Origin of the sequence: Endobacter medicaginis (assembly GCF_014192375.1) — a bacterium.
Taxonomy (GTDB): Bacteria; Pseudomonadota; Alphaproteobacteria; order Acetobacterales; family Acetobacteraceae; genus Endobacter; species Endobacter medicaginis.
This window is the reverse complement of sequence record NZ_JACHXV010000002.1, coordinates 51517-74413: the sequence shown is the minus strand read 5'-3', so window position 1 is coordinate 74413 and position 22897 is coordinate 51517. Positions and strand designations below refer to the sequence as shown.

At 69.3% G+C, this 22897-nt stretch carries 23 protein-coding genes and 1 pseudogene; 13 read left to right on the top strand and 11 right to left on the bottom strand.

Translation table 11 applies throughout. The features are described 5' to 3' along the window. Nucleotides 1-41: 41 nt before the first annotated feature. From FHR90_RS02395 to FHR90_RS02385, 3 genes are all read right to left on the bottom strand, one after another. Complete coding sequence (locus FHR90_RS02395; protein WP_176622799.1) at nt 42-1502, bottom strand: catalase; 1461 nt, start codon at nt 1500-1502, stop codon at nt 42-44. A 172-nt stretch (nt 1503-1674) separates the two neighbouring features. Further along, nucleotides 1675-2319, bottom strand: coding sequence for a hydrolase (locus FHR90_RS02390; protein WP_176622800.1), 645 nt, complete (start codon nt 2317-2319; stop codon nt 1675-1677). A gap of 59 nt (nt 2320-2378) precedes the next feature. Continuing rightward, entirely contained in the window at nt 2379-3245 is an 867-nt protein-coding gene (locus FHR90_RS02385; RefSeq protein WP_176622802.1) for a pirin family protein, read from the bottom strand. A gap of 114 nt (nt 3246-3359) precedes the next feature. On the opposite strand from FHR90_RS02385, the gene FHR90_RS02380 reads away from it, so the two are divergent. Further along, the gene (locus tag FHR90_RS02380; protein WP_176622804.1) at nt 3360-4310 is read left to right on the top strand and encodes a LysR substrate-binding domain-containing protein; all 951 of its coding nucleotides are present in this window, start codon (nt 3360-3362) and stop codon (nt 4308-4310) included. A gap of 110 nt (nt 4311-4420) precedes the next feature. On the opposite strand, the gene FHR90_RS02375 is transcribed toward FHR90_RS02380, so the two are convergent. Together FHR90_RS02375 and FHR90_RS02370 are read right to left on the bottom strand one after the other, a co-directional pair. Beyond that, nucleotides 4421-5053 (bottom strand): CPBP family intramembrane glutamic endopeptidase, encoded by a 633-nt coding sequence (locus FHR90_RS02375; protein ID WP_176622806.1) that lies wholly within the window; start codon nt 5051-5053, stop codon nt 4421-4423. A gap of 19 nt (nt 5054-5072) precedes the next feature. Continuing rightward, nucleotides 5073-5261, bottom strand: a complete 189-nt coding sequence (locus tag FHR90_RS02370) for an entericidin (RefSeq protein WP_176622808.1) — start codon at nt 5259-5261, stop codon at nt 5073-5075. A 328-nt stretch (nt 5262-5589) separates the two neighbouring features. On the opposite strand from FHR90_RS02370, the gene pckA reads away from it, so the two are divergent. Both pckA and FHR90_RS02360 read left to right on the top strand, forming a co-directional pair. Then, entirely contained in the window at nt 5590-7242 is a 1653-nt protein-coding gene (gene pckA, locus FHR90_RS02365) for a phosphoenolpyruvate carboxykinase (ATP) (RefSeq protein WP_176622810.1), read from the top strand. A gap of 78 nt (nt 7243-7320) precedes the next feature. Beyond that, nucleotides 7321-7503, top strand: coding sequence for a CsbD family protein (locus FHR90_RS02360; protein WP_176622812.1), 183 nt, complete (start codon nt 7321-7323; stop codon nt 7501-7503). Between the two features lie 57 nt (nt 7504-7560). Here the strand turns inward: FHR90_RS02360 and FHR90_RS02355 are convergent, their stop codons facing one another. After that, nucleotides 7561-8490, bottom strand: a complete 930-nt coding sequence (locus tag FHR90_RS02355) for an NmrA/HSCARG family protein (RefSeq protein WP_176622814.1) — start codon at nt 8488-8490, stop codon at nt 7561-7563. Nucleotides 8491-8621: 131 nt separating this feature from the next. Here FHR90_RS02355 and FHR90_RS17585 point away from each other — a divergent pair. Then, a pseudogene (locus tag FHR90_RS17585) lies at nt 8622-8936 on the top strand (winged helix-turn-helix transcriptional regulator); the annotation flags it as partial. Between the two features lie 35 nt (nt 8937-8971). On the opposite strand, the gene FHR90_RS02350 reads toward FHR90_RS17585, so the two are convergent. Then, complete coding sequence (locus FHR90_RS02350; protein WP_183274697.1) at nt 8972-9778, bottom strand: prepilin peptidase; 807 nt, start codon at nt 9776-9778, stop codon at nt 8972-8974. 46 nt (nt 9779-9824) lie between these two features. Here FHR90_RS02350 and FHR90_RS02345 point away from each other — a divergent pair, with 46 nt between their 5' ends. The 9 genes from FHR90_RS02345 (at nt 9825) to FHR90_RS02305 (ending at nt 19391) form a co-directional block, all read left to right on the top strand. Continuing rightward, nucleotides 9825-11606 carry a GspE/PulE family protein gene (locus FHR90_RS02345; protein WP_183274696.1) on the top strand — a complete coding sequence of 594 codons (1782 nt, stop codon included), beginning with the start codon at nt 9825-9827 and terminating at the stop codon, nt 11604-11606. A 7-nt stretch (nt 11607-11613) separates the two neighbouring features. Beyond that, complete coding sequence (locus tag FHR90_RS02340; protein WP_246329988.1) at nt 11614-12861, top strand: type II secretion system F family protein; 1248 nt, start codon at nt 11614-11616, stop codon at nt 12859-12861. A gap of 22 nt (nt 12862-12883) precedes the next feature. Next, entirely contained in the window at nt 12884-13345 is a 462-nt protein-coding gene (locus FHR90_RS02335; RefSeq protein WP_183274695.1) for a prepilin-type N-terminal cleavage/methylation domain-containing protein, read from the top strand. Continuing rightward, a complete protein-coding gene (locus FHR90_RS02330) occupies nt 13342-13773 on the top strand; it encodes a type IV pilus modification PilV family protein (protein ID WP_183274694.1) in 432 nt (143 codons plus the stop codon). The genes FHR90_RS02335 and FHR90_RS02330 overlap by 4 nt, the downstream gene beginning before the upstream one ends. Next, complete coding sequence (locus FHR90_RS02325) at nt 13770-14438, top strand: prepilin-type N-terminal cleavage/methylation domain-containing protein (protein ID WP_183274693.1); 669 nt, start codon at nt 13770-13772, stop codon at nt 14436-14438. The genes FHR90_RS02330 and FHR90_RS02325 overlap by 4 nt, the downstream gene beginning before the upstream one ends. Further along, entirely contained in the window at nt 14435-15421 is a 987-nt protein-coding gene (locus tag FHR90_RS02320) for a PilN domain-containing protein (RefSeq protein ID WP_183274692.1), read from the top strand. The genes FHR90_RS02325 and FHR90_RS02320 overlap by 4 nt, the downstream gene beginning before the upstream one ends. Continuing rightward, on the top strand, nt 15418-16077 hold the full coding sequence (gene gspM, locus FHR90_RS02315) for a type II secretion system protein GspM (RefSeq protein ID WP_183274691.1): 660 nt from the start codon (nt 15418-15420) through the stop codon (nt 16075-16077). The genes FHR90_RS02320 and gspM overlap by 4 nt, the downstream gene beginning before the upstream one ends. Nucleotides 16078-16183: 106 nt before the next feature. Next, the gene (gene gspD / locus FHR90_RS02310; RefSeq protein ID WP_221188193.1) at nt 16184-18577 is read left to right on the top strand and encodes a type II secretion system secretin GspD; all 2394 of its coding nucleotides are present in this window, start codon (nt 16184-16186) and stop codon (nt 18575-18577) included. Nucleotides 18578-18581: 4 nt separating this feature from the next. Next, nucleotides 18582-19391, top strand: coding sequence for a type II secretion system protein GspK (locus FHR90_RS02305; RefSeq protein WP_183274690.1), 810 nt, complete (start codon nt 18582-18584; stop codon nt 19389-19391). A gap of 30 nt (nt 19392-19421) precedes the next feature. Here FHR90_RS02305 and FHR90_RS02300 read toward each other — a convergent pair whose 3' ends face one another. Genes FHR90_RS02300 through FHR90_RS02285 form a run of 4 tightly spaced genes read right to left on the bottom strand, consistent with a single transcriptional unit; the run spans nt 19422 to nt 22894 of the window. Further along, nucleotides 19422-20603 (bottom strand): vWA domain-containing protein, encoded by a 1182-nt coding sequence (locus FHR90_RS02300; RefSeq protein WP_176625399.1) that lies wholly within the window; start codon nt 20601-20603, stop codon nt 19422-19424. Then, nucleotides 20603-21442 carry an AAA family ATPase gene (locus tag FHR90_RS02295; protein ID WP_176625401.1) on the bottom strand — a complete coding sequence of 280 codons (840 nt, stop codon included), beginning with the start codon at nt 21440-21442 and terminating at the stop codon, nt 20603-20605. The genes FHR90_RS02300 and FHR90_RS02295 overlap by 1 nt, the downstream gene beginning before the upstream one ends. Nucleotides 21443-21489: 47 nt before the next feature. Continuing rightward, nucleotides 21490-22284, bottom strand: coding sequence for a class I SAM-dependent methyltransferase (locus tag FHR90_RS02290; RefSeq protein ID WP_183274689.1), 795 nt, complete (start codon nt 22282-22284; stop codon nt 21490-21492). Further along, the gene (locus tag FHR90_RS02285) at nt 22277-22894 is read right to left on the bottom strand and encodes a TetR/AcrR family transcriptional regulator (RefSeq protein ID WP_176623705.1); all 618 of its coding nucleotides are present in this window, start codon (nt 22892-22894) and stop codon (nt 22277-22279) included. Before FHR90_RS02285 ends, FHR90_RS02290 begins: the two co-directional genes overlap by 8 nt. Nucleotides 22895-22897: the final 3 nt, after the last annotated feature.

Here is a 22897-nt window from a genome sequence, read left to right as displayed (position 1 = left end):
TCTCCGGGAACGGCTCGTTCACCTGCGTGACGCGGGCTTGGTCAGCTTTTTGCGGCGAGCACCTTTTCCTTCACTTTCGCGCCGATCGTGGCATCGATCTTCGTCCAGTATTCGAAGGCGCGGCTGAGCACCGGCTCCTCGACGCCGGTCAGCAGGTGGCCGCTGATGTTGGCGACCAGCCGTTCGCGCGCCGCATCGTCCATCACCTTGTTGATGAGGTCGTTCGCCTGACTGAAATCGTCGTCATCCGCGCGCGGCGTATAGGCGGAGCGGACGAACTCGCCATCGGCCGCCCAGACGGCGTTTTCGGGGAAGCTCTGTGCATCGGGCACCGGGCCGCCCTTCGAGTTGGGTGCATAGACCGGGTCGGAGGCGAGCCTGTAGCGCATCGTGCCGCCCTTGACGTAGCCGCGCACCGGAGTTTTCGGCGCGTTGACCGGGAGCTGCTTGTAGTTGACGCCCAGACGGGCCCGATGTGCATCGGCGTAGGCGAACGAACGGCCGAGCAGCATCTTGTCCGGCGACAGACCGGTACCCGGCACCATGTTGTTGGGCTCGAACGCGACCTGCTCGATCTGGGCGAAGAAATCGGTCGGGTTGCGGTTCAGCGTCATCTTGCCGACCTCGTGCAGCGGGAACTCGCCCTGTGGCCACACCTTGGTCAGGTCGAACGGGTTGATGTGATAGGTCTTCGCCTGCTCGTAGGGCATGATCTGCATCTTGAGCGTCCAGCTCGGGAACTCGCCCCGCTTGATCGCCTCGAACAGGTCGCGGCGATGATAATCCGCGTCCTGGCCGGCGATCTTGCCCGATTCCTCCTGGGTGAGGAAGCCGATGCCCTGGTCGGTCTTGAAGTGATACTTCACCCAGAACCGCTCACCCTTGGCGTTCACCCACATGTAGGTGTGGCTCGAGAACCCGTCCATATGGCGCCAGCTCGACGGGATGCCGCGATCGCCCATCAGCCAGGTGACCTGATGTGCGGTCTCGGGGCTCAGTGTCCAGAAATCCCACTGCATGTCGTTGTCGCGCAGGCCGTTATCGGCACGGCGCTTCTGCGAATGGATGAAGTGCTGGAACTTGAGCGGATCGCGGACGAAGAAGATCGGCGTGTTGTTGCCGACCATGTCGAAATTGCCTTCCTCCGTATAGAACTTCAGCGCGAAGCCGCGCGGATCGCGCCAGGTGTCGGGGCTGCCGGATTCGCCGGCCACCGTCGAGAAGCGCGCCACCATCTCGGTCTTGCGGCCGGGCTGCAGGAAGTGCGCGCAGGTGTAGGCGCTGACGTCGTGGGTGACCTCGAAGACACCGAACGCGCCGCCGCCCTTGGCGTGGGGCTGGCGGTCGGGGATCATCTCGCGATTGAACGTCGCCATCTGCTCGATCAGGTAGTGATCCTGGAGCAGCACTGGCCCGTCGGCGCCGACGGTCAGCGAGAATTCGTCGCTGGCAGCTGGAATGCCGGATTCGTCAGTGAGAATGCCGCCGGAACTCTGCGTCATGAAAGGGTGCTCCCATCGGTTCGACCGACCGCCCGGCAGGCCCGGGCGATCGGTCGGTCTGGACCTTCAGAGCGTAAATCCGGGCTCCGGGTTTCGAGAAGCACCCAATCTCGATCTGCGCGCGTGCCGTGTGCTGCAGGCACGAGGCGCTCCGCCGAGGCCGCGGGGTGTCCTATTCGGCGCGATCGGCGGCGAACTGGAGCGCTGCGGTGCCGCCGGTTTCAATGAACAGGTTCATGAACTGCGGCACCGTGTCCTTGCGCGCCCAGTCACGCTGCAATTCGCAGAACATCTGCGCGACCGAGATCAGCTTCGCACCCGCCTGCTCGATGCGGCGCAGCGCGGCCTCGTGCGCCGCGACCGAGGTGCCGCCAACCGCATCGACCGGCACATACACCTCATAGCCTTCGGCCAGCGCGTCGATCGCTGGGAAGGTCAGGCAGGCCTCCGTCCACAATGCGGTCATGATCAGCTTCTTGCGGCCGGTCGCTTCGACCGCGCGGCGGAATTCCACGTCCTCCCACGAATTGATCGAAGTGCGGTCGTAGGTCGGGTAGTCCTTCAGGGCCGCACGGAGCTGCGGAACCGGCGGCTTGTTGAGCCCGGTCCTGACGTTGACCGTGGAATGCACGATCGGCAGACCGTAAACGATCGCCGCCTTCGCACAGCCGACGATATGATTGACCAGCAGCTGGCGGTCCATCGAGGCGATCGAGTTCACCTGTACGGGCTGGTAGTCGATCGCGATGAACGCGGCGTTCTGCGGCGTCAGCAGGCGATCGGTCTTCGGATCGCGGATCGGTTGTTCGCTGGCCATATATGACGTGTCCTTTCGCTGGGGCGTGAATGACGCGCAGGTGGTCCTGCGCGTCGGTGTCAGGCGGCGGCCGAGAAGCGGCCACGGTTGAAATCCTCGATCGCCTGGTGGATCTCCGCCTCGCTGTTCATCACGAACGGGCCGTAGCCGACGATCGGCTCGTCGATCGGCTCGCCGGTCAGCACCAGCGCGGTGGTGTCGCCATCGGCCGAGATCGTCACCGGGCCGCCCTCGCGGCCCAGCAGCAGCATTTCCGCCTCGCCCACCGCATGGCTACCCTCGACGGTCAGATGACCGCCCAGCACCACGATCATTGCGGTGTGTCCCTCCGGCAGCGCCAGCTCGAGCGTGGCATCGCGGTTGAGCCGCAGGTCCCACACGTTGATCGGCGTGAAGGTGCGGGCCGGGCCGTGCGCGCCGAGCAGGTCGCCCGCGATCACCCGCCCGATGCCGGCGTCGCCGGGCAGCTGCACAGCCGGGATGTCGGCTGCCTCGATCCCCTGGTAGCCGCCGGGCGCGTTCTTGTCCTTCGCCGGCAGGTTGACCCAGAGCTGTACCATGCGGAACGGCCCGCCGGTCCTGGCGAAGGCGGGGGAATGATATTCCTCGTGCAGGATGCCGCCACCTGCGGTCATCCACTGCACGTCCCCGGGCCCGATCACGCCACCGTGGCCGGCGGAATCGCGATGCTCGACCTCACCGTCATAGACGATGGTGATCGTCTCGAAGCCGCGATGCGGGTGCTGGCCCACACCACGCCGCTGGCTGGTCGGGGCGAAATTGTGCGGCCCGGCATAGTCGAGCAGCAGGAACGGGCTGATATGGGCGCCCAGCGTGTTGTAGGAAAACAGCGAGCGAACGGGAAAACCGTCGCCCACCCAATGGCCGCGATCATTGCCGTAGCGGCCGAGAATCGGTCTGCTCATGGCTGTCATCTCCTCGGCGAGCCTGATTGAGGTCGCCGTCGGAGTTGAAACTAGTGTCGCAACGCTGCGGCGCGTAGTCTCTGATTTTCAACGCAGCGTCCTGTTGGTGCAACGATGCGGGATCTTAACGACCTGTTCTATTTCGCCAGTGTCGTCGAGCATCGTGGTTTCGCCGCTGCGGCGCGCGCGCTCGGCCTGCAGAAATCCAAGCTCAGCCGTCGCGTCGCCGCCCTCGAGGAGAGCCTCGGCGTGCGGCTGCTGAACCGGTCGTCACGCAGCTTTTCCGTCACCGAGGTCGGCCGCGAGTTCCACGACCATTGTGTCGCGATGCTGGTCGAGGCGGAGGCAGCCGAGCAGGTCGCGCTCAGGCTGACGGCCGCGCCGCGCGGGGTGGTTCGGCTGAGCTGTCCGATCGCTCTGCTGGATTTCCAGTTCGGCCGTCTGTTCGCGGCCTTCATGGCCAGCTATCCGCAGATTGATCTCCAGCTCGAGGCGACCAATCGCCGGGTCGACGTGATCGCCGAGAATTTCGACCTCGCCATTCGCGTGCGTTTCCCGCCGCTGGAGCCCTCCGAACTGGTGATGCGTCAACTCGACACATCGAGCCAGTGTCTGGTTGCCAGCCCGGCCCTGGTGCCGCGGCGGCTGCATTCGCCGGCGGACCTCGCGGGGCTGTCCAGCCTCGACCTCGGCCCGCCGCGTCGCGATCATCATTGGACCCTGCGTGTGCTGGGTGAGCGCGCGGGCGAAACCGCCACCGTGCCGCACCGTCCGAGGCTGGTGACCGACGACATGGGCGTGCTGCGCGAGGCCGCCCTGGCCGGGATCGGGATCGTGCAACTGCCGACGCTGGCGATCTGGAAGGATATCGAGGCCGGGCGCCTGCTCCATGTGCTGCCGGACTGGCGCCCGCACGACGGCATCGTGCATGCGGTGTTCGCCGCGCGACGCGGCCTGCTGCCGGCGGTGCGCGTGCTGCTCGACCATCTCGGCCGCGAATGCGCCGCCGAGCGTGTCGCCGTGTCGGACGCGTTCCGTCGCCACGACCATCCTGACGGCGCCTGAGCGGGGCAAGCCGGCCCGCAGAATTTGTGTGATTATGTGCAGGAAAGGCCGAACGCTTCCTGCGCTCAATGTCGCCGCTCAGCCGACCCCCCCCGGTCTTCAATAGCCTGCTAATGGCGCCAGGCGCTGCCGGTATAGAAGAAACGCCCGAGACCGATGGTGAAGATCAGGCAGCCGAACAGGGCGTGCTCGACACACACCAGCCGCAGGGACCGGTGGCGCGCATAGTCGCGGGCAAACAGGGCGCCGCCGATGACGGTCATCGCGACCGCGACCCAGTTGACGAAGATGATGTGCGCAAAACCGAACGCCGCGGCGCTGGCGACGATGCAGCCACGCTCGCCGCCGAACAGGGCGTCATAGCGGGCGAACAGGAAGGCCCGATACAGCATTTCCTGGGGCCAGACGGACAACAGCGGATAGAGCAACATGATCGCCGCCCACAGCAGCGGACGCTGACGGGGGAGATCGAGAAACCCTTCCGGCAGCCACCGGGCCGTGAGGACGGCAAGCGGTACGGAAAGAACCACGAAGCGCAGCAGCACGAACGACAGTTCTCGTCGAGGCCGGTGCGGGCGAGGCTGGACATGGCAGGTGAGCACCCAGGCGAGCAGGGCTCCGAGCCAGAGTGCGGCAAACAGCACGCCAGGCCGATGCAGCCAGAGGATCAGCAACGGGCCGCCGATGAACAGGGCGGCGAACTCGGCCGCTCGCGACAGCCGAGGCGAACGGGCCCGGAGCATTGCCCGGGCCCGCGGGGCGTCAGTTGCGGGCGGCACCCGTGTTGTTGACGACGGCGCTCTGCGTCGCCTTGGCGCCGGCTGAGACGTCATGACCCACGGCGCTGGCATCCTGGCCCATGCCATGCACGGTATTGCAGGCCGAGAGGGCCAGCGCCGAGCCGATCAGGGCGGCACAGGCGGCGGTGGAGAGAACGCGACGGGTCTGCATCGACCTGTTTCCTTCGTGATGATGTATTAACGTCAGGGTTCGTACCGACTGATTGTCGATCGTTTTTGTAACGTGGACAGCCCGCGAAAGTTTTCCGCGCCCGCGCCCGATCGGCTGTGACAGGTTCAACACTCCCTAACACGCTGTGTTACCACAATTTCGACATGAATTTTGCTGCGTCGCACAAAAAGTAAGGTAGGCTTCTTAATTATTTGACGCGGCCCGGTCCGGCTCACTAGTGTCGGCGCCATCACGGCGAGAACGACGCCGGACGATGCGTCCTACAGATGCGCCACACAGCCGAGACAGACGAGACAACGAGGAAATGATGACCCATATCTCGCCGATCCCGCCGCCTGATGCCGGGCTGCTGCTGAAAGCCGATCCTGCCCGCGCCCTGTCCGGGACGGGCGTGATCCCTGGCGTGGGCCACAGTGCCACCACCGTCCGCGCCAACGACATCGCCCCGGTGCTGATCGAGCAGGCGATCTCGCGCGGCGAGGGCGTGCTGAGTGCACAGGGCGCGTTCACCACCCGCACCGGCATCCATACGGGCCGCTCGGTTGCCGACAAGTTCATCGTCGACGAGCCCGACACCACCGCCGAGGTCTGGTGGGGCAAGATCAACCAGAAGCTCGCCCCCGAGAAATTCGCCACCCTCGCCGCGCGGGTGCGCGCCTATCTGCAGGGCCGCGACCTGTTCGTGCAGGATCTGTATGCCAGTGCCGATCCGGCGCACCGGCTGCGGGTGCGTCTGGTTACCACCCATGCCTGGCATGCGGCGTTCGCGCGCAACATGTTCATCCGCCCGCCGGTCGAGGATCTGGCCTCGTTCGAGCCGGATTACGTCATCCTGCATGCGCCGGATTTTCAGGCCGACCCGGCGATCGACGGGGTGAAGAGCTCCACCGCGATCGCGCTGTCGTTCGCGCAGAAGCTGGTGGTCATCGCCGGCACCGAATATGCCGGCGAGATCAAGAAATCGGTGTTCACGGTGATGAACTGGGCGCTGCCGGCGCGCGGTGTGCTGCCGATGCACTGCTCGGCCAATGTCGGGCGCGATGGCGACACCGCGCTGTTCTTCGGCCTGTCGGGCACCGGCAAGACCACGCTGTCGTCGGACCCCGAGCGTGCGCTGATCGGCGATGACGAGCACGGCTGGGACGCGACCGGCGTGTTCAACATCGAGGGCGGCTGCTACGCCAAGACCATCGACCTCAAGGCCGAGGCCGAGCCGGCGATCTGGAACGCGACGATGCGCTTCGGCACCGTGCTGGAGAACGTCGTGCTCGACGCCGCTCGCCAGCCGGACTTCGCCGACCGCAGCCTGACCGAGAACACGCGCTCGTGCTATCCGATCGAGGCGATCGACAACATCGTGCCGGCCGGTCGCGGCGGCCTGCCGAAGAACCTGGTAATGCTGACCGCGGACGCGTTCGGCGTTCTGCCGCCGATCAGCAAGCTGACCCCCGCGCAGGCCATGTATCACTTCCTGTCCGGCTACACCGCCAAGCTCGCCGGCACCGAGAAGGGCCTCGGTGCGGGTCCGCAGGCGGCATTCTCGGCCTGCTTCGGCGCCCCGTTCCTGCCGCGCGCACCACAGGTCTACGGCAAGATGCTCGAGGAGCTGATCGAGACGCATGGCGTGACCTGCTGGCTGCTCAACACCGGCTGGACCGGCGGCCCTTACGGCGTCGGGTCGCGGATGAAGCTGTCCTACACCCGCGCGATGCTGCGCATGGCGCTGGACGGCTCGCTCGCCACCTACGAGACGGTGACGGACCCGCATTTCGGCCTCGCCATCCCGCAGGATGTGCCGGGCCTGCCGGCCGAGATCCTCGACCCGTCGAAGGCCTGGCCGGAAAAGGCGGCCTATGACGTGGCGGCGCAGGATCTGGTCAGCCGTTTCGCGGTCAACTTCGCTCTCTACGCCGATGGCGTCGATGACAGCGTCCGCGCGGTGATGCTCAAGCCGCACTGAGCCGATCACGCCCGCGTGCATCGGGCAACCTGCGTCGGTCTGCCGGGTTATGCCGGCAGACCAGAACAGGAGGTCACGATGGGTGAAGTCACCGACAAGCTGAAAGCCGCGGGCAACAAGATCGCAGGCTCGGCCAAGGAAGGTGTGGGTCGTGCGACCAACGATCCGCAGCTGGAAGCCGAGGGCGCAGCCCAGAAGCTCAAGGGCACGGGCCAGGACGTCAAGGGCAGCGTCAAGGGCGCGCTCGGCGACAAGCTCTGAGAACGTTTCCAGGCGATATGCCAGGGGCCCGCGCCGTCAGGCGCGGGCCTTTTTTTGTCAGGAAGCCGGACCGTAGGCCCAACTTCCCTTGGCTCGGCTCGCCTGCTCGAATGCCTCGCGTCCGTCATCCCGGATCCATGTGCCGAAATCCTGCAGGCTCGGCACCATTGCCCGCAGCTCGGTCAGGTCGGCGGAACCGGTCAGCCGTCCGTCGTCGAACAGACCGGCAAGTGCTGCGAGAAACGGGTTGGCGTCGAGTACCGTGTCAGGGAAGCGCCGATAGGCGATCGGTCGCCCGGCGGCTTGGGTGAAAGCCTGAGCCAGCTCCTGTCCCGTCACGGTGTCGCTGGCAACCTCCATCGTTCGGCCCGCGAACCGCTCGGGATCGGCAAGTACGGCCGCGACGATTTTGCCGATATCCGGCACCGCCAGAAGCTGCATGGCCTGGTCGGGCCGGGCGAAGAAGTTGAACTGGCCTTCCGGGAGCCCGAAGCCCGGCATGGTCAGCATTTCCATGAACGCCGCCGGACGCAGGATCGTCGCCGCAATCGGCAGCGTGCGGATATGGGCCTCGATGCGGGCCTTGCTGTCGAAATGACCGAGGCCCGTGGGTTTGTCGCCTACGGCGTTCGCCGAGCTGTAGACGAGGTGATGCAGGCCGCAGGCGACAGCCAGATCGGCGATCTGTATCCCCCAGGCGACCTCCTGAGCGTCGCTGACCCCATATATCTCGCCCTGGCCGGAGCTCGGCTGGACGCTGAAGACGCCATAGGCCCCCTGCATCGCGGCCATGATGGCCTCGCGATCGCCGAAACGGCCCTCGACGGTCACGGCACCGGCTCGGCGCAGTGCCCCGGCCTTCTCCCCCGCCGCATCGCGCACGAAGGCCCGCACCGTCCAGCCCGAGGCCAGCAGCGCACGCGCCACCGATCCTCCCTGTTGCCCTGTCGCCCCGAAGACGAGGATAGATCTGTCGCTGCCGGCCATCGTCGGGCCCTCCTGCTGGTGAGGGCTTCCCATATAGACGGCCTGCTGACCGTCGGAAGACGGCACATTCGCCTCCCTGAGGCACAGGAGTGATACCGTTGACGGAGCTGATCCACGGCCGGCCCTACGAGATGACCGAGCGCGGGCCGCGCCTGCGGCCCTGCGCGCCGAACGGGGTGCTGCCGCGGGTTGCGGACAAATGGGCGATCCTGACCCTGTCGCTGCTCGCACTCGCACCGGACCGCCGCATGCGGTTCTCCGCACTCCGGCAGGGGATCGAGGGCATCAGCCAGCGCATGCTCACCTTCACACTGCGCCATCTCGAACGCGACGGACTGCTGACCCGTCACTATTTCCCCGAGGTGCCGCCACGGGTGGAATACGAGCTGACCGAGATGGGTGCGAGCCTGCTGCCGGCTCTCGAGGTGCTGCTCGGCTGGATCGGCACGCACTGGTCGCGCATCGAGACGGCGCGCGCCGCCTACGATGCCGCCGACAGCCAGACCCGCAGCAGCGCGATGCCGGCCGCCAGGCCGGGACCGAACGGCAGTGCGGTCGATGCCCGCCACACCGCCCCGCGACGCGTCGCCGCCCACGCGCCGGCCGCCGCCCCAAGCGTCGCGACCGAGGCGACCAGCAGCACCGGCCCGAGTGCCGCCCAGCCGAGCCAGGCGCCGCCGGCCGCCAGCAGCTTCGCATCGCCGCCGCCGAGGCCGTCGCGCCCCCGCAGCCGGCGATAGATCCAGCCGATCGCCGCCAGCAGCCCCCAGCCGGCTACCGCGCCGATCGCCCGGTCGGTCACAACCGGGTCGGCCACCGCGCCCCCTGACTGCCACAGCGCTTCCGCGAGGCCGGCGAGCAGCAGCGGCAGTGTCAGCCCGTCGGGCAGGCGCCACCAGCGCAGGTCGCACCAGGCCAGCGCGAGCAGCAGTTCGAACAGCACCGCGTTGGCGATCCGCGTCGGCCAGTCGGGCCCCGCCAGCAGGGCCGCCGCCATCACCACGATCGCGGCCAGCTCGATGCGCCAGACGAACGGGTCCAGCCCCGCACCGCAATGCCGGCAGCGCCCGCGCGACAGCGCCGCACTCGCCAGCGGCACCAGATCGCGCGGCCCGAGGACCGTGTGGCAATCGTCGCAGCACGAGCGGCTCCACAGCACGTCCCGCCCCTGCGGCAGGCGCTCGACCAGCACGCCGAGAAACGAGCCGATCGCGGGCGCCGCCAGCAGCGCGAGCACGCACCCCGCCGCATCGCCCCGGCCGAAGCCCGCAAATCCCCCTTCGCCCATCGATGCGCTCTCCCGTGGCGGAACATCGACGCTATACTGACCGGCGATGCTGCAAGAGCTTCCCGCCCCGTCCGCCGCGCGTCCAGAGCCTGAAGGCGGGCCCGCGCCGTCACTGACCGATGTGCTGATCGCCCGCGGCACCGCCGAGCCGCGCACCATCGAGCGTGCCCGCGGCGTCGCCGAGGCCACCGGGCAGCGCATCGAATCGGTGCTGCTGCAGCTCGGCATGGTCAGCGAGCGCATGCTGGCCGAGGCCTATGGTGACCTGCTCGGCGCACCGCTCGCCGCACCGGCGCGTTTCGCGCTCGACGCGCCGCTGCTCGAGGAGCGGCTCGGCGCGCGTTTCCTGCGCCAGGCCCGCGCGCTGCCGGTGGCGGTCGAGGGCGATGTGCTGACCCTCGCGATGAGCGATCCGCTCGACGCCTTCACCCGCGATGCCGTCGCTGCCGCCACCGGACTGGCGGTCGTCGTCGAGATCGCCCTGCCGATCGATCTCGACGCCGCACTCAACCGTCTCTACCCGACCGGCGAGGCGGCCGGCACGGACGCAGGCGAGGCCGCCGACGACGACGCCCATGCCGAGGACACCGACCGGCTCAAGGACCTCGCCTCCGAAGCGCCCGTGATCCGGCTGGTGAACCAGATCATCGCCCGCGCCGTCGAGACCCAGGCCTCCGACATCCATATCGAGCCGTTCGAGGACCGACTGCGCATCCGCTACCGTCATGACGGCGTGCTGCACGAGGCCGACAGCCCGCCGGCCGGGCTGATCGCGGCGGTGATCTCGCGCATCAAGATCATGGCCCGGCTCGACATCGCCGAGCGCCGCCTGCCGCAGGATGGCCGCATCCGCATGGCGGTGCGCGGCCAGGAGGTCGATTTCCGCGTCTCCACCATCCCGTCGCTGCACGGCGAGACGGTGGTGCTGCGCATCCTCGACCGCTCCTCTGTGCGCTTCGACTACGCTACTCTGGGCCTGGATTCCCGGCTGGTGGCGCGTCTGCATGCGGCGTTCGACCTGCCCAACGGCATCGTGCTGGTCACCGGGCCGACCGGCAGCGGCAAGACCACCACGCTGTATACCGGTCTGTCGGCGCTGAACGCGACGACGCGCAAGATCGTCACCGTCGAAGACCCGATCGAATACCAGCTGCACGGCATCAACCAGATCCAGGTCAAGCCGCAGATCGGGCTGGATTTCGCTTCCCTGCTGCGCTCGATCCTGCGCCAGGACCCCGACGTGATCATGGTGGGCGAGATCCGCGATCTCGAGACAGCGCAGATCGCCGTGCAGGCCGCACTCACCGGCCATCTGGTGCTGTCGACGGTGCACACCAACTCGGCCGCCGCCACCATCACCCGGCTGCGCGACATGGGGCTGGAGGACTATCTCGTCACCGCCGTGCTGCGCGGCGTGCTGGCCCAGCGCCTGGTGCGCCGGCTCTGCGCCGCCTGCCGCCGGCCGGAGACCGTCAGCGCGGCCGTCGCCGAGCGCTTCGCGCTCCCGCGCGATGCCACCATCTGGCACGCCGCCGGCTGCGCGCAATGTCGCGGCACCGGCTATCGCGGCCGCCTGGCCATCGCCGAGTTCCTCGAGCCCGACGCGGCGATCGAGCGGCTGGTGCTGGCCCGCGCCGACCATGGCGAGATCGAGCGCGCCGCCATCGCCTCCGGCATGGTGCCGATGCTGCGTGCCGGGCTCAACGCGGCACTGGCCGGCGAGACCACCATCGAGGAGGTGATCCGCGCCATCGGCGCCGCCGGCGAGGCGGACTCCCTTGCCGCGCCGGACCCCGCCCCGGTGCTGCCGCTCGACATGGACGCCTGAGCCGCCGATGCGCGAGGCGGTGCCGGCGGGCCTGGTGGAGGCGAGTTTCCACTACCGCGCGCTGACCGCGGACGGGCGCACCGAGCGCGGCAGGGCCTCCGCCCCCAGCGCCGAGGAGCTGGCGCGCCGGCTGCAGGCGCAGGGACGCATGCCGCTGTCGATCACCGCCGATCGCGGCGGCGTCAGTCTCACCCTCCCTGGGCTCAGCCTCGGGAGTGGCGGCCTGTCGCGCAGCGAGCTTGCGCATCTGACCCGCGAGCTGTCGATCATGCTCGGCGCGGGGCAGGATCTCGACCGCGCGCTGCGCTTTCTGATCGAAACCACGAAAGCGCGGCGCCCGCGCGAGGTGCTGGGCCGGGTCCGCGCGCATCTGCGCGACGGCGGTCCGCTCTCGGGCGCCCTTGCCCGCGAGCCGGGCAGCTTTTCGCGCCTGTATGTCGGCATGGTGCGCGCCGGCGAGGCGGGCGGTACGCTCGGCCCGACGCTCGACCGCCTCGCCTCGGTGCTGGAGCGCGAACGCGCGCTCTCGGCCTCTGTGCAGTCGGCGATGATCTACCCGACCCTGCTGATCGTCGCCGCGATCGGCTCGATCGGCCTGCTGCTCACCCAGGTGCTGCCGCAATTCGTGCCGCTGTTCGCCGAGAGCGGCGCCGAGCTGCCCGCCTCGACGCGCTTCGTGATCGCGCTCGGCGCCATTGTCGGTGCGAGCTGGCTGCCGGCACTTGTGGTGGCGGTGGCGGCGTTCTTCGCCGGCCGCGCGCTGCTTGCCCGTCCCGGACCGCGCCTGGCCGTCGATCGCTGGCGGCTCGGCCTGCCGCTGCTGGGCCCGCTATGGCGCGAGACGATGGCTGCGCGGCTGGCCCGCACGCTGGGCACCATGTTGCTCAACGGCGTGCCGCTGGTCGCAGCCCTCGGCATCGTGCGCGACGCGCTCGGCAATGCCGCAGGCACCGCGGCGATCGATGCCGCCACCACCTCGGCGCGCGCCGGTTCGGGGCTGGCCCGCCCGCTGGCCGCCTCGGGGCTGTTCCCCGAGCGCACCATCCATCTGCTGGCCCTCGGCGAGGAGACCGCCCAGCTTGGCGCGATGGCGCTGCGCGCGGCCGACATTCACGAGGAGGCGGTGCGCCTGCGCGTGCAGCGGCTGGTCGCACTGCTGGTGCCGGCGATCACCATCGTGATGGGGGCGGCCATCGCCGGCATCGTCTCCTCGCTGCTGGTGGCGATGCTGAGCCTGAACAATCTTGCCCAGTAGAACCCGCAGCGGACGGTGTCCGATGGCCGTTCCGGGCGCGTTCCGCGGCGGGCCCCGGACGGGCTTCACGCTGATCGAGATGATTGTCGTGATCGTGGTGCTGGGGCTGGCGATGACGATCGTGCTCGGGCATGGGCGGCAGTATTCGCCGCGGCTGTCGCTCTCGGCGGCGCGGACGGAGGTGATCGGCGCCCTGCGCGCGGCGCGCGGCGCGGCGATCGGGCAGGACCGCACGGTGGAGATGCGGTTGTCCGCCGAGGGCCGGCTCAGCGGCAACGGACCGCCGGTCACGCTCGGGGACTCGGTGCCGGTCGGCTGCGACGAGCGCGGCGTGGCGCCGCGGATGCTGTCGGTCGCCTTCCTCGCCGATGGCAGCGCGCGGATCGATGGGGCGGCGCGCGACGGAGAGATCTGTCTGGGCGCGTCGGGCCTGCGCACCCGGATCGCCATCGACTGGTTCACGGGCCGGGTCCACGCGACATGAGGGCGGCCCGGGCCCGTCGCGAGGGCGGCTTCACGCTGCTGGAAGTGCTGGTTGCGACGGTGATCGCGGCGATCGCGCTGGCGGTGCTGTTCGGCGGTATCGGCTCGGGTCTGCGCGCCACCCATGCCGCGCTGCGACGCGAGGAGGCGCTGGTGCGGGCGCGCTCGCATCTCGCCGCGCTGAACGCCACCGCGCTGGTGCCCGGACGCAGCGAGGGCGACGATGGCGGCGGCTGGCGCTGGAGCACCGTGGTGCGGCCGGCGGAGACCGCCGCTGCGGTGTCGGCCGGGCCGGCGGCGCGGGTCTCGCGGCCGCTCGCGTTGTATGACGTACAGGTACGAATCTCGCCGCCGGGCGACGACGGCGCCGGTCCGGTGACGCTCGACACCCGTCTCATCGCCCCGGCACCGGCGGATTCGACGCCGTGAGCCGTCCCCGAACCGCCCCCCGAACCAGCCTGGACGAGGCCGGTTTCACCCTGCTGGAAATCCTCGTCGCCCTGGTGGTGCTCGGGCTGCTGATGGCGGGTCTGGCCGGCGGTACGCGGCTGGGTCTGGCCGGGTGGCACGCGCAGGACCGACAGCTCGCCGCGGCCGACGGGCTCGAGCCGGTCGATCGCGCGCTGGGCCGGCTGATCGAGGCGGCGGAGGCGGGGTCGCCGGACGGGCGCGGCTTCCTCACCGGCGAGGCTGGCCGACTTGCCTTCATCGCGCCGGCGGCACTGCTCGGCCGGCAGACCGAGGTGATCGACCGGCTCGATATCGCGATCGGTCTCGAGCGCGGACAGGACCGGCACGGTCCGGGCCGGCTGGTGCTGCGCAGCGCGCCTCATTTCCATGCCCGGCCCCTCCACCCGCTGCCGCCCGGTGCCCCGGCGCCGGGGACGCAGTCCACCGTCCTGCTCGACGGTGTCCGCTCGATCACCTTCTCCTATCTCGACCGCAACGATCACCGGTGGCATGACGAGTGGACTGCCAACATGCTTCCCGCCCTGATCCGGCTGCACGTTATCCGCGCCGGCGGGTCGGGGGAGAACGGTTCGATGGACTGGCCGGACATGGTCTGGGCGCCGATGCGCGAGAGGGGAGAATGAGCGCGGAGACGACCCTCGGCGACTATGCCGTCTGGTGGCGCGAGCGGATCGGCGAGCTGCTGCGCGACCTGCTGCCCGCACGCTGGCGCCCGGCGCCGCGGCCGGTGCGCTCGATCAGGCTGGACCGCGAGGGACGCCTCGCGGATGCGGCGGGGGGTGTGGCGGAGACGCCCTTGGTGCTGTCGCTGCCGTCGGGGATGCTGCTGGCGCGCGACATCACCCTGCCGCTGGCGGTGGGACGCGACCTCGCCGCCGCTGCGGGCTTCGAGATGGACCGGCTGACCCCGTTCACCGCCGACGAACTGCACTGGGGGGTGCGGCCGCTGCGTCGCGATGCCGGGCGCGGCGTGCTGGTCGCCCGGCTGGCGCTGGTGCCGCGCGCGCGCGTCGATGCGGCGCTGGCCGAACTCGCGGCCGCGGATCTGGCGCCGCACGCGCTGTCGGACGGGGTCGACGAGATCACGCTGCCGGCCGGGCTGGCCTGGCGACGGCGCGAGCGGCGGCGCATCGCCTGGCTGGCAGCGGCCTGCCTGGTGCTTGCGGGGCTGGCGGCCTGGGTGCCGTTCCTGCGCGTCGCCCGGCAGAATTCGGTCACGGAGGCGCGCATCGCCACCCTCCAGGCGCAGGCCGACATCGCCCAGCGCCTGCGCAGCCAGCTCGCCCGGCGCAGCACCGCCGCCGCAGCCTTCGCCCATGCGCGGCAGTCTACCGGCGATGCGCTGGGCGCGATCGCCGCTCTCACCCGCGCGCTGCCGGACGACACCTATCTCACCAGCCTCGGCCTGCATCAGATGCGCCTGTCGTTCGACGGGCAGTCGGCGGCGGCGGCGAAGCTGATCGGCCGCATCGCCGGCGACCCGGCACTGCGCGAGCCGAGCTTCGCCGCTCCGGTGACCTCCACCGGTACGCGCGACCTGTTCTCGATCCATGCCACCCTCGCAGCACCCTCGGTCGAGACACCGGGCGCGGGGCCCGCACCGTGAGCGAGACCATCCAGGGATCGGGACAGGGTTCGGGTGGGGGCTCGGGCGGGGGCTCGAGCCGCCTGCGGCCCGGCGCGGAACGGTTGCCGGGCGGTCGGGCGGGCCAGGCGCTGGCACTGGCGGTGACGCTGTTGCCCGTGCTGCTGATCTGGCTGGCGGTGATCGCGCCGCTGCGCGGCTGTTACGACGAGCGCGCCGCACGGCTGGCCGAGAACCAGGCCCGGCTTTCGCGCATGGAGGCCGCGGTGCAGGCGCTTCCGCATCTGCATGCCGCGGCCAGGCGCGCGGCGAATTCGACCGATGCGCCGAAGCTGCTTGTGGAGGGCGACAGCGATGCGGTCGCCGCAGCCGCGTTGCAGGAGCGGTTGCAGGCCATGGCCACCGCCGCGGGGGTCACCATCGCCAGCGCCGATACCATCCCGCCGGCGGCCGAGGGTGCCTACCGGCGCATCGCGGTGCGGCTGACGGTGACCGGGGACTGGGCCTCGATGGTCGGGCTGCTGGCGGCGATCGAGACCGCCACGCCGCGCCTGCTGGTCGACGACATGCAGATCCAGGCTGCACCCGGACTTGGCCCCGCCGGTCCCGGGCCACCGGGGCACACCACGATCGACGCAGCGCTGACGATCTTCGGCCTGCGCGCCGGTACGCCCTGAGGCGCGCGGCGATGATGTCGTCCGCGCCACACCGGCGCGCGTGCCGCACCGGTATGTCCCGCGGGTCGCTTGTCAGGCCGACCGCCGCCTGCGACAGAGCTTTTTGATGGAACCGATCGTCGCCGATACGAGTTATGCCCGGTCGCGCCGTGCGCGTCTTCGGACGCGGCGGGCCGCCATCATGCTGGTCCTGGCGCCGATGATCGGCGGTCTCGACGGGTGCGGCCCGTCCCGGCAGCTCGAGCCGCCGCTGCGGCCACTGCCGGCGCCGTCGGGAGGCAACACGGTCGCGACGCCCCGGGTCAGCGGCGCGATCGACCTCACCCCACACGAGGACGGTGCACTGCTCAGCGTCGGCCGCGGCGGCCGCGCGGGTGGCGCACGGGCGATGGCCGGCGGCGGCGATGACGATGCGGGTGGCGCTGGCACGGTGAACCTCGATTTCGCCGATTCCGACATCCGTGCCGTCTGCGCCGAGATCCTCGGCAACCAGCTGCATGTGAACTACACGATTGACCCCAACGTGCACGGCACCGCGACACTGCACACCACGACGCCGCTTCGGCGTGACCAGCTCCTGCCCGCCCTGCGCGCGCTGCTGACGCAGAACGGCGCGGCGCTCGCCGAGCAGGATGGACTGTATCGCGTCGTGCCGGCCGCTGCGGTGACCGGGATCGGCGGCAATACGGTGGGCGAGAGTGCGGTCGCATTGCGCTACACCTCGGCCGAGAACCTGGCGCGCGTGCTGCAACCGTTCGCGCAGAACGGCGCGCGTATCGTCGCCGATGCGGGCACCAACGCGGTGGTGGTGGCCGGCGATCCGGCGACGCGCGAGGCGCTGCTCGCACTGGTGCGCGCGTTCGATGTCGACGCGCTGGCCGGGCAGTCCTATGCGCTGTTGCCGGTCGAGTCCGGCACCGCGAAGGATTTCGCGACCGCGCTCCAGACCGCGTTCGGCGCGCAGAAGGGCGAGCCGCTCTATGGGCGCGTGCGCGTGGTGCCGATGGAGCGCATCGATTCGGTGTTGATCACCGCCGGCAGCCCGCAGCTCATCGAGGACGCGCAGCGCGTGTTCCGGCTCGTCGCCCGGCAGCGCAGCCGCACCGTGCGCGCCTGGCACGTCTATTACCTGCAGAACAGCCGCAGCAACGACATCGCCTACGTGCTGCAGCAGGCCTTCACCCCCGACAATGTCACCGCACAGCCGACGCCCACCGTGACCCAGGCGTCGCAGGGCAATGCGCTGATGGGCAATGCGATGGGCCAGAACGGTCAGTCGGGTGGCCAGTTCGGCGGCGGCTCCGGGCTCGGCGGCGGCATGGGGGGCTCGTCCGGCGGCCTGATGGGCGGGCTGGGCAACGCCGGCGGACTGGGCGGCCAGACCGGCAACACCACCAGCTCTCCGGACGGCAATCCGTTGCTGGGCGGCCTGGGTGGCGGCAGCGGCTCAGGGCTCGGCGGCAGCGGAAGCGGTGGCCGGAACGGCCAGTCCGACACCAATGCGCTGCGCATCATCCCCAATCCGCAGAACAACGCGGTGCTGGTCTATGCGACCCCGGACGAGAACGACCAGATCGAGGCGATGCTGCGCAAGATCGACATCACCCCGCTTCAGGTGCGCATCGACGCCACCGTCGCCGAGGTGACGCTCAACGACAACCTGCAATACGGCACGCAGTTCTTCTTCAAGTCGGGCGGCGTCAACGGCGTGCTGTCGAACGCCTCGCAGTCGCTCGGCAGCTCGGCGATCACCGCGGCGATGCTGTCGACCGGCTTTCCCGGCTTCGTCATCGGCGGCCATAGCGGTGGTGGGGCGCCGTTCGTCATCAACGCGCTTCAGGACGTCACCACCGTGCATGTATTGAGCTCGCCGGAGCTGATGGTGGTCGACAACCACCCCGCCTCGCTGATGGTCGGCGATCTGGTGCCGTATCTGACCGCCTCCACGCAGTCGACGATCACCGCCAACGCGCCGATCACCAACTCCGTCAGCTATCAGCAGACCGGCGTGATCCTGCAGGTCACCCCGCACGTCAACAATGGCGGCCTGGTCACGCTCGATGTGTCGCAGACGGTCAGCGATGTGGGGTCTTCGACCACGCCGACCACCTCGGGCGGGCAGGCGATCAACTCGCCGACGTTCAACGAGCGCAACGTGACCTCCCGTGTCGCCGTGCAGGATGGTGACACGGTCGGGCTGGCGGGCCTGATCCGTGACAATGTCTCGCGCGACAATGCCGGCATCCCGTGGTTCAAGGACATCCCGCTGCTCGGCGCGCTGGCCGGCAGCCAGAACAACAAGCGCCAGCGTACGGAACTGCTGGTGCTGATCACCCCGCATGTGGTGCACGACCAGCGCGACGCCTATGCCCTCACCGAGGATCTCCGCGAGCAGCTCCAGCACGCGGCGCGCGTGCCGGACATGCTGCAGAACCTGCCCGCCGGCGGCTTCGCCGATCCGAACGCGCGGCTGCGGCGCTCGGTGGGCCTGGGCCCCTGAGACGATGCGCCCGCGGCATCGCGAGAGCGGCTTCGCGCTGCTGGTGGTGCTGTGGACGCTGGGTCTGCTGGCTCTGCTGGGCACGCGCGTCGTCGGCGCCGGGCGCACGGAGATGACCCTCGCCGGCAATCTCGAGCGCTCCGCACGCCTCGAGGCGCTGGCCGATGGTGCGGCGCGCACAGCGCTGTTCCATCGCCTGCCGGGAGCGCCGCCCTGGCCCGCTGACGGGCAGTGGCGTTCGGACCCGCAGGCCGGCGGCGCGGCGCGGGTGGCCTTGCGCATCATCGCGCTCGGCGGACGCATCAATCCCAACCTTGCCCCGCCGGAGGAATGGATGGGTCTGTTTACGGCCCTCGGCGTGCCCAGGGAGGTCGCAGCACCGCTCACCGGCGCGCTGATTGCCTGGCGCACCCCGGGCATGGGCGATCCGTCGGCGGCGAAATACACCCAGACCAACCGCGACTGGGGACCGCCCGGGACGCAGTTCGAATCGCTTGGCGAGCTGGGGCTGGTCTACGGGACGACACCTGAGCTGCTAGCGCTGCTGCGGCCGCATCTGTCGCTGGCCACCACTCTGGAGCCCGACCCCGTACTCGCCGATCCGGTGGTGCTGCGCGCATTGTCGCTGGCCGGCAACTCGAACCTCTCCGCCGGCGGCGCTGCCGCCGCCGATCGCGCCCTGCGCGCCCAGGCTTACGAAATCGAGGCCCTCGCAACCGACGGCCCCGCACGGTTCGGGCGGCGGATCACGGTGCTGATCGATCCGTCCGATACCGACCATCCGGCGCATGTGCTGGGCTGGGAGAGCTTCTGAACGGAGCACGCCGAAGGTATTGTGCTCCTTTCAGCGTGCGTTCGGCCGCAGCAGCGCACGGGCGGCGGCATCGATTCCGTCCAGTGTCAGCGGATACATCCGCCCGCCCATCAGTTCCCCGATCAGCGTCGTCGACATCGAATATTCCCACTCCATCGGCGGCACCGGGTTGAGCCACGCGGCGCAAGGGTAGGTCGCGGTCAGCCTCTGCATCCAGGCCGCTCCCGGCTCGGGATTGTCGTGCTCGACCGAACCGCCGGGAATGGTGATCTCGTAGGGGCTCATCCGCGCGTCGCCGACGAACAGCGCCTTGTAGTCGGAGCCGAAGCGATGCAGCACGTCGCGTGTCGGGATGCGCTCGCCATGCCGGCGCAGGTTGTCCTTCCACAGCCCTTCATAGACGCAGTTGTGGAAATAGAAGAATTCGAGGTGCTTGAACTCCGCGGTCAACGCCGAGAAGAGCTCCTCGCACAGATGGATATGCGGGTCCATCGAGCCGCCGATGTCGAGAAACAGCAGCAGCTTGATCGCATTGCGCCGCTCGGGGCGCATCGCCACATCGAGAAAGCCGCGTCGCGCGGTGCCGGCGATGGTCGCGTCGAGATCGAGCTCGTCTGCTGCCCCCTCGCGCGCGAAGCGACGCAGCCGGCGCAGGGCAAGTTTGATGTTGCGCGTGCCGAGCTCGACGGAATTGTCGAGATTGCGGAATTCCCGCTTCTCCCAGACCTTGATCGCCCGGTTGTGCCGTCCCGGGCCGCCGATGCGCACGCCCTCGGGATTGTAGCCACCATGGCCGAACGGCGAGGTGCCACCGGTGCCGATCCACTTGTTGCCGCCCTGGTGACGCTCCTTCTGTTCCTCGAGACGTTTCCTGAGCGTTTCCATGATCTCGTCCCACGAGCCGAGCGACTTGATCGCCGCACGTTCCTCCTCGTTGAGCATGCGTTCCATCACCGCACGCAGCCAGTCCTCGGGAATGTCGGCAGCCTCCTCCTGCGCCTCGACCACGCCCTTGAACACCCGGCCGAACACGCGGTCGAACCTGTCGATCTGTCCTTCATCCTTCACGAAGGTCGCGCGCGCGAGATAATAGAATTCCTCGACCCGCGGCTCGATCACGCCCGCATCGAGCGCCTCCAGCAGGGCGAGGTGTTCCTTCGGCCCGACCTTCAGCCCCGCGCCCCGCAGTTCCTCGATGAAGGAGAGGAACATCAGCCGCGCCGCGACAGGAATGCCAGCCGCTCGAAGAGCTGCACGTCGGCCTCGTTCTTCAGAAGCGCCCCATGCAGGGGCGGGATGGACTTGCGGACGTCCTTTTCCGCCAGCACCGACAGCGGCATCTCCTCGTGCATCAGCAGCTTGAGCCAGTCGATCAGCTCGGAGGTCGACGGCTTCTTCTTCAGCCCCGGCGTCTCGCGGACCTGGAAGAACATCTCCAGCGCGCGGGCAACGAGGCGCTTGTCGATCCCAGGGAAATGCACGTCCACGATCGCCTGCATGGTCTCGCGATCGGGAAAGCTGATGTAGTGGAAGAAACAGCGCCGCAGGAACGCGTCCGGCAGCTCCTTCTCGTTGTTCGAGGTGATGACCACGATCGGCCGCTCGCGGGCTGCCACCGTCTCGCCGGTCTCGTAGACATCGAAACTCATCCGGTCGAGTTCCTGCAGCAAATCGTTGGGAAACTCGATATCGGCCTTGTCGATCTCGTCGATCAGCAGCACCGGAAGGGCAGGGGAGGTGAACGCCTTCCACAGCTTGCCGCGCCGAATGTAGTTGGCAATGTCGTGCACGCGCGGATCGCCGAGCTGCCCGTCGCGCAGCCGGGCGACGGCATCGTATTCATACAGGCCCTGATGCGCCTTGGTCGTCGACTTGACATGCCACTCGATCAGCGGCGCGCCCGCGGCGCGTGCGATCTGCTGGGCCAGCACCGTCTTGCCGGTACCGGGCTCGCCCTTGACCAGCAGCGGCCGCCGCAGCGTCACCGCCGCATTGACTGCCACCTTGAGATCGTCGGTGGCGACATAATCCTGCGTGCCTTCGAACCGCATCCGCCTGGGTCCCCGCTGCTGCATCCTTGCGTCGTCACTCAAGCACGTCAGCGGATCGCGATCACCTCAAGATATGCCGCCTCGACACAGGTGCGTCCGTCGGGAGCGATGTTCGCCTCGCGCCACAGCTCCTCCAGCGCGTCCGCGTAACGCGCCTGCCCGGCCGCATCGAGGGCGGCGAAGGCGCGCAGCGTCGGCCCGAAGCAGCGCCGGTAGAACGCTACCGTCTGCGCCGGCCCGAACGGCAGGTCGAAACGGGCGCGGCCCTCGGCGAACCGCAGCTCCGCCGCATCGTGCAACAGCGCGGCGACATCTTCCGCGCGACCCCACCGCAGCGGTGAGGCCACCCCCGCAGGTGGCGGCACGAACCGGGCGCCGAGTGCGAACATCCGTCCGACGAAGCCGTCCGGCGTCCAGCTCGCCAGCGCGATCCGCCCGCCGGGACGACACACACGGAACAGCTCGGCGGCAGCGCGATGCTGATCGGGCGCGAACATCACCCCGAACATGCTCAGCACCGTGTCGAACGAGGCGTCGTCATAGGGGAGGCGCTCGGCATCGCCCTCGTCGAAGCGGATCGTCAGCCCTTCGGCCGCGGCCCGTGCCGCGGCCGCCTCGATCAGGTTCGGCGCGATGTCGATGCCGCTGACCCGGGCGCCGGCACGTGCCGCCGGCACGGCGAGATTGCCGGTGCCGCAGGCGATGTCGGCCACGCGCTCGCCCGGGCGCAGCGCGAGACGCTCGACGAACGCGTCCGCGGCCGGCTGCGCAAACCGCGCGACCTCGCCGAAATCGCCCTGCGTCCAGTTGGCGCGCAGCCCGGCCCTCAGCGCGTCAGACATGAGCGTCGTGATCCATCCGGACCTCATCGGGCAGGAATCTCGCCAGAGCTTCCGTCGCCAGCCGCTCGAATGCCAGCACGATCTGCGCGTCGCCGTCGAGATGGCGCTGCATCGCGTAGCGATAATGTCCGTCCATCGCGAGATAGATCGACAGCGCCAGCGCGCGATCGAGGCCGAGGCGTCCGGTCACCAGCGTGGTGATCGCGATCAGTGCGGTTTCCACCTCGTCGACGACCTCGACGAGTGCGGGGTCGAACATCGCCTGGCCGCGGATGTCGTACCAGAGCCGGTGGGTTTCGGCATTGTCGCGGATGGAGGCGGCGAGGGCCGCCACCACCCGTGCGGCCACCACCCGTGGCTGCGTCGCACCCCCGATCGCCTGTTCGATCGCCGCGATGAAGCGCGCCTTGTAGCGACGCACGCAATAGCCGATCAGCGCATTGCGATCGGCGAAATAGTAATGCAGCCGGCCTAGCGACAGCCCGGTGCGCCGCGCGATGTCGCGCAGCGAGGTGTGGGCATAGCCGAGGCTCTGCAAGGTCTCGATGGCGGCATCGGCCAGCGCGTCCCGCCGCGCCGCATGCCGCCGCTCGCGCGCCGATGCGATCATCCG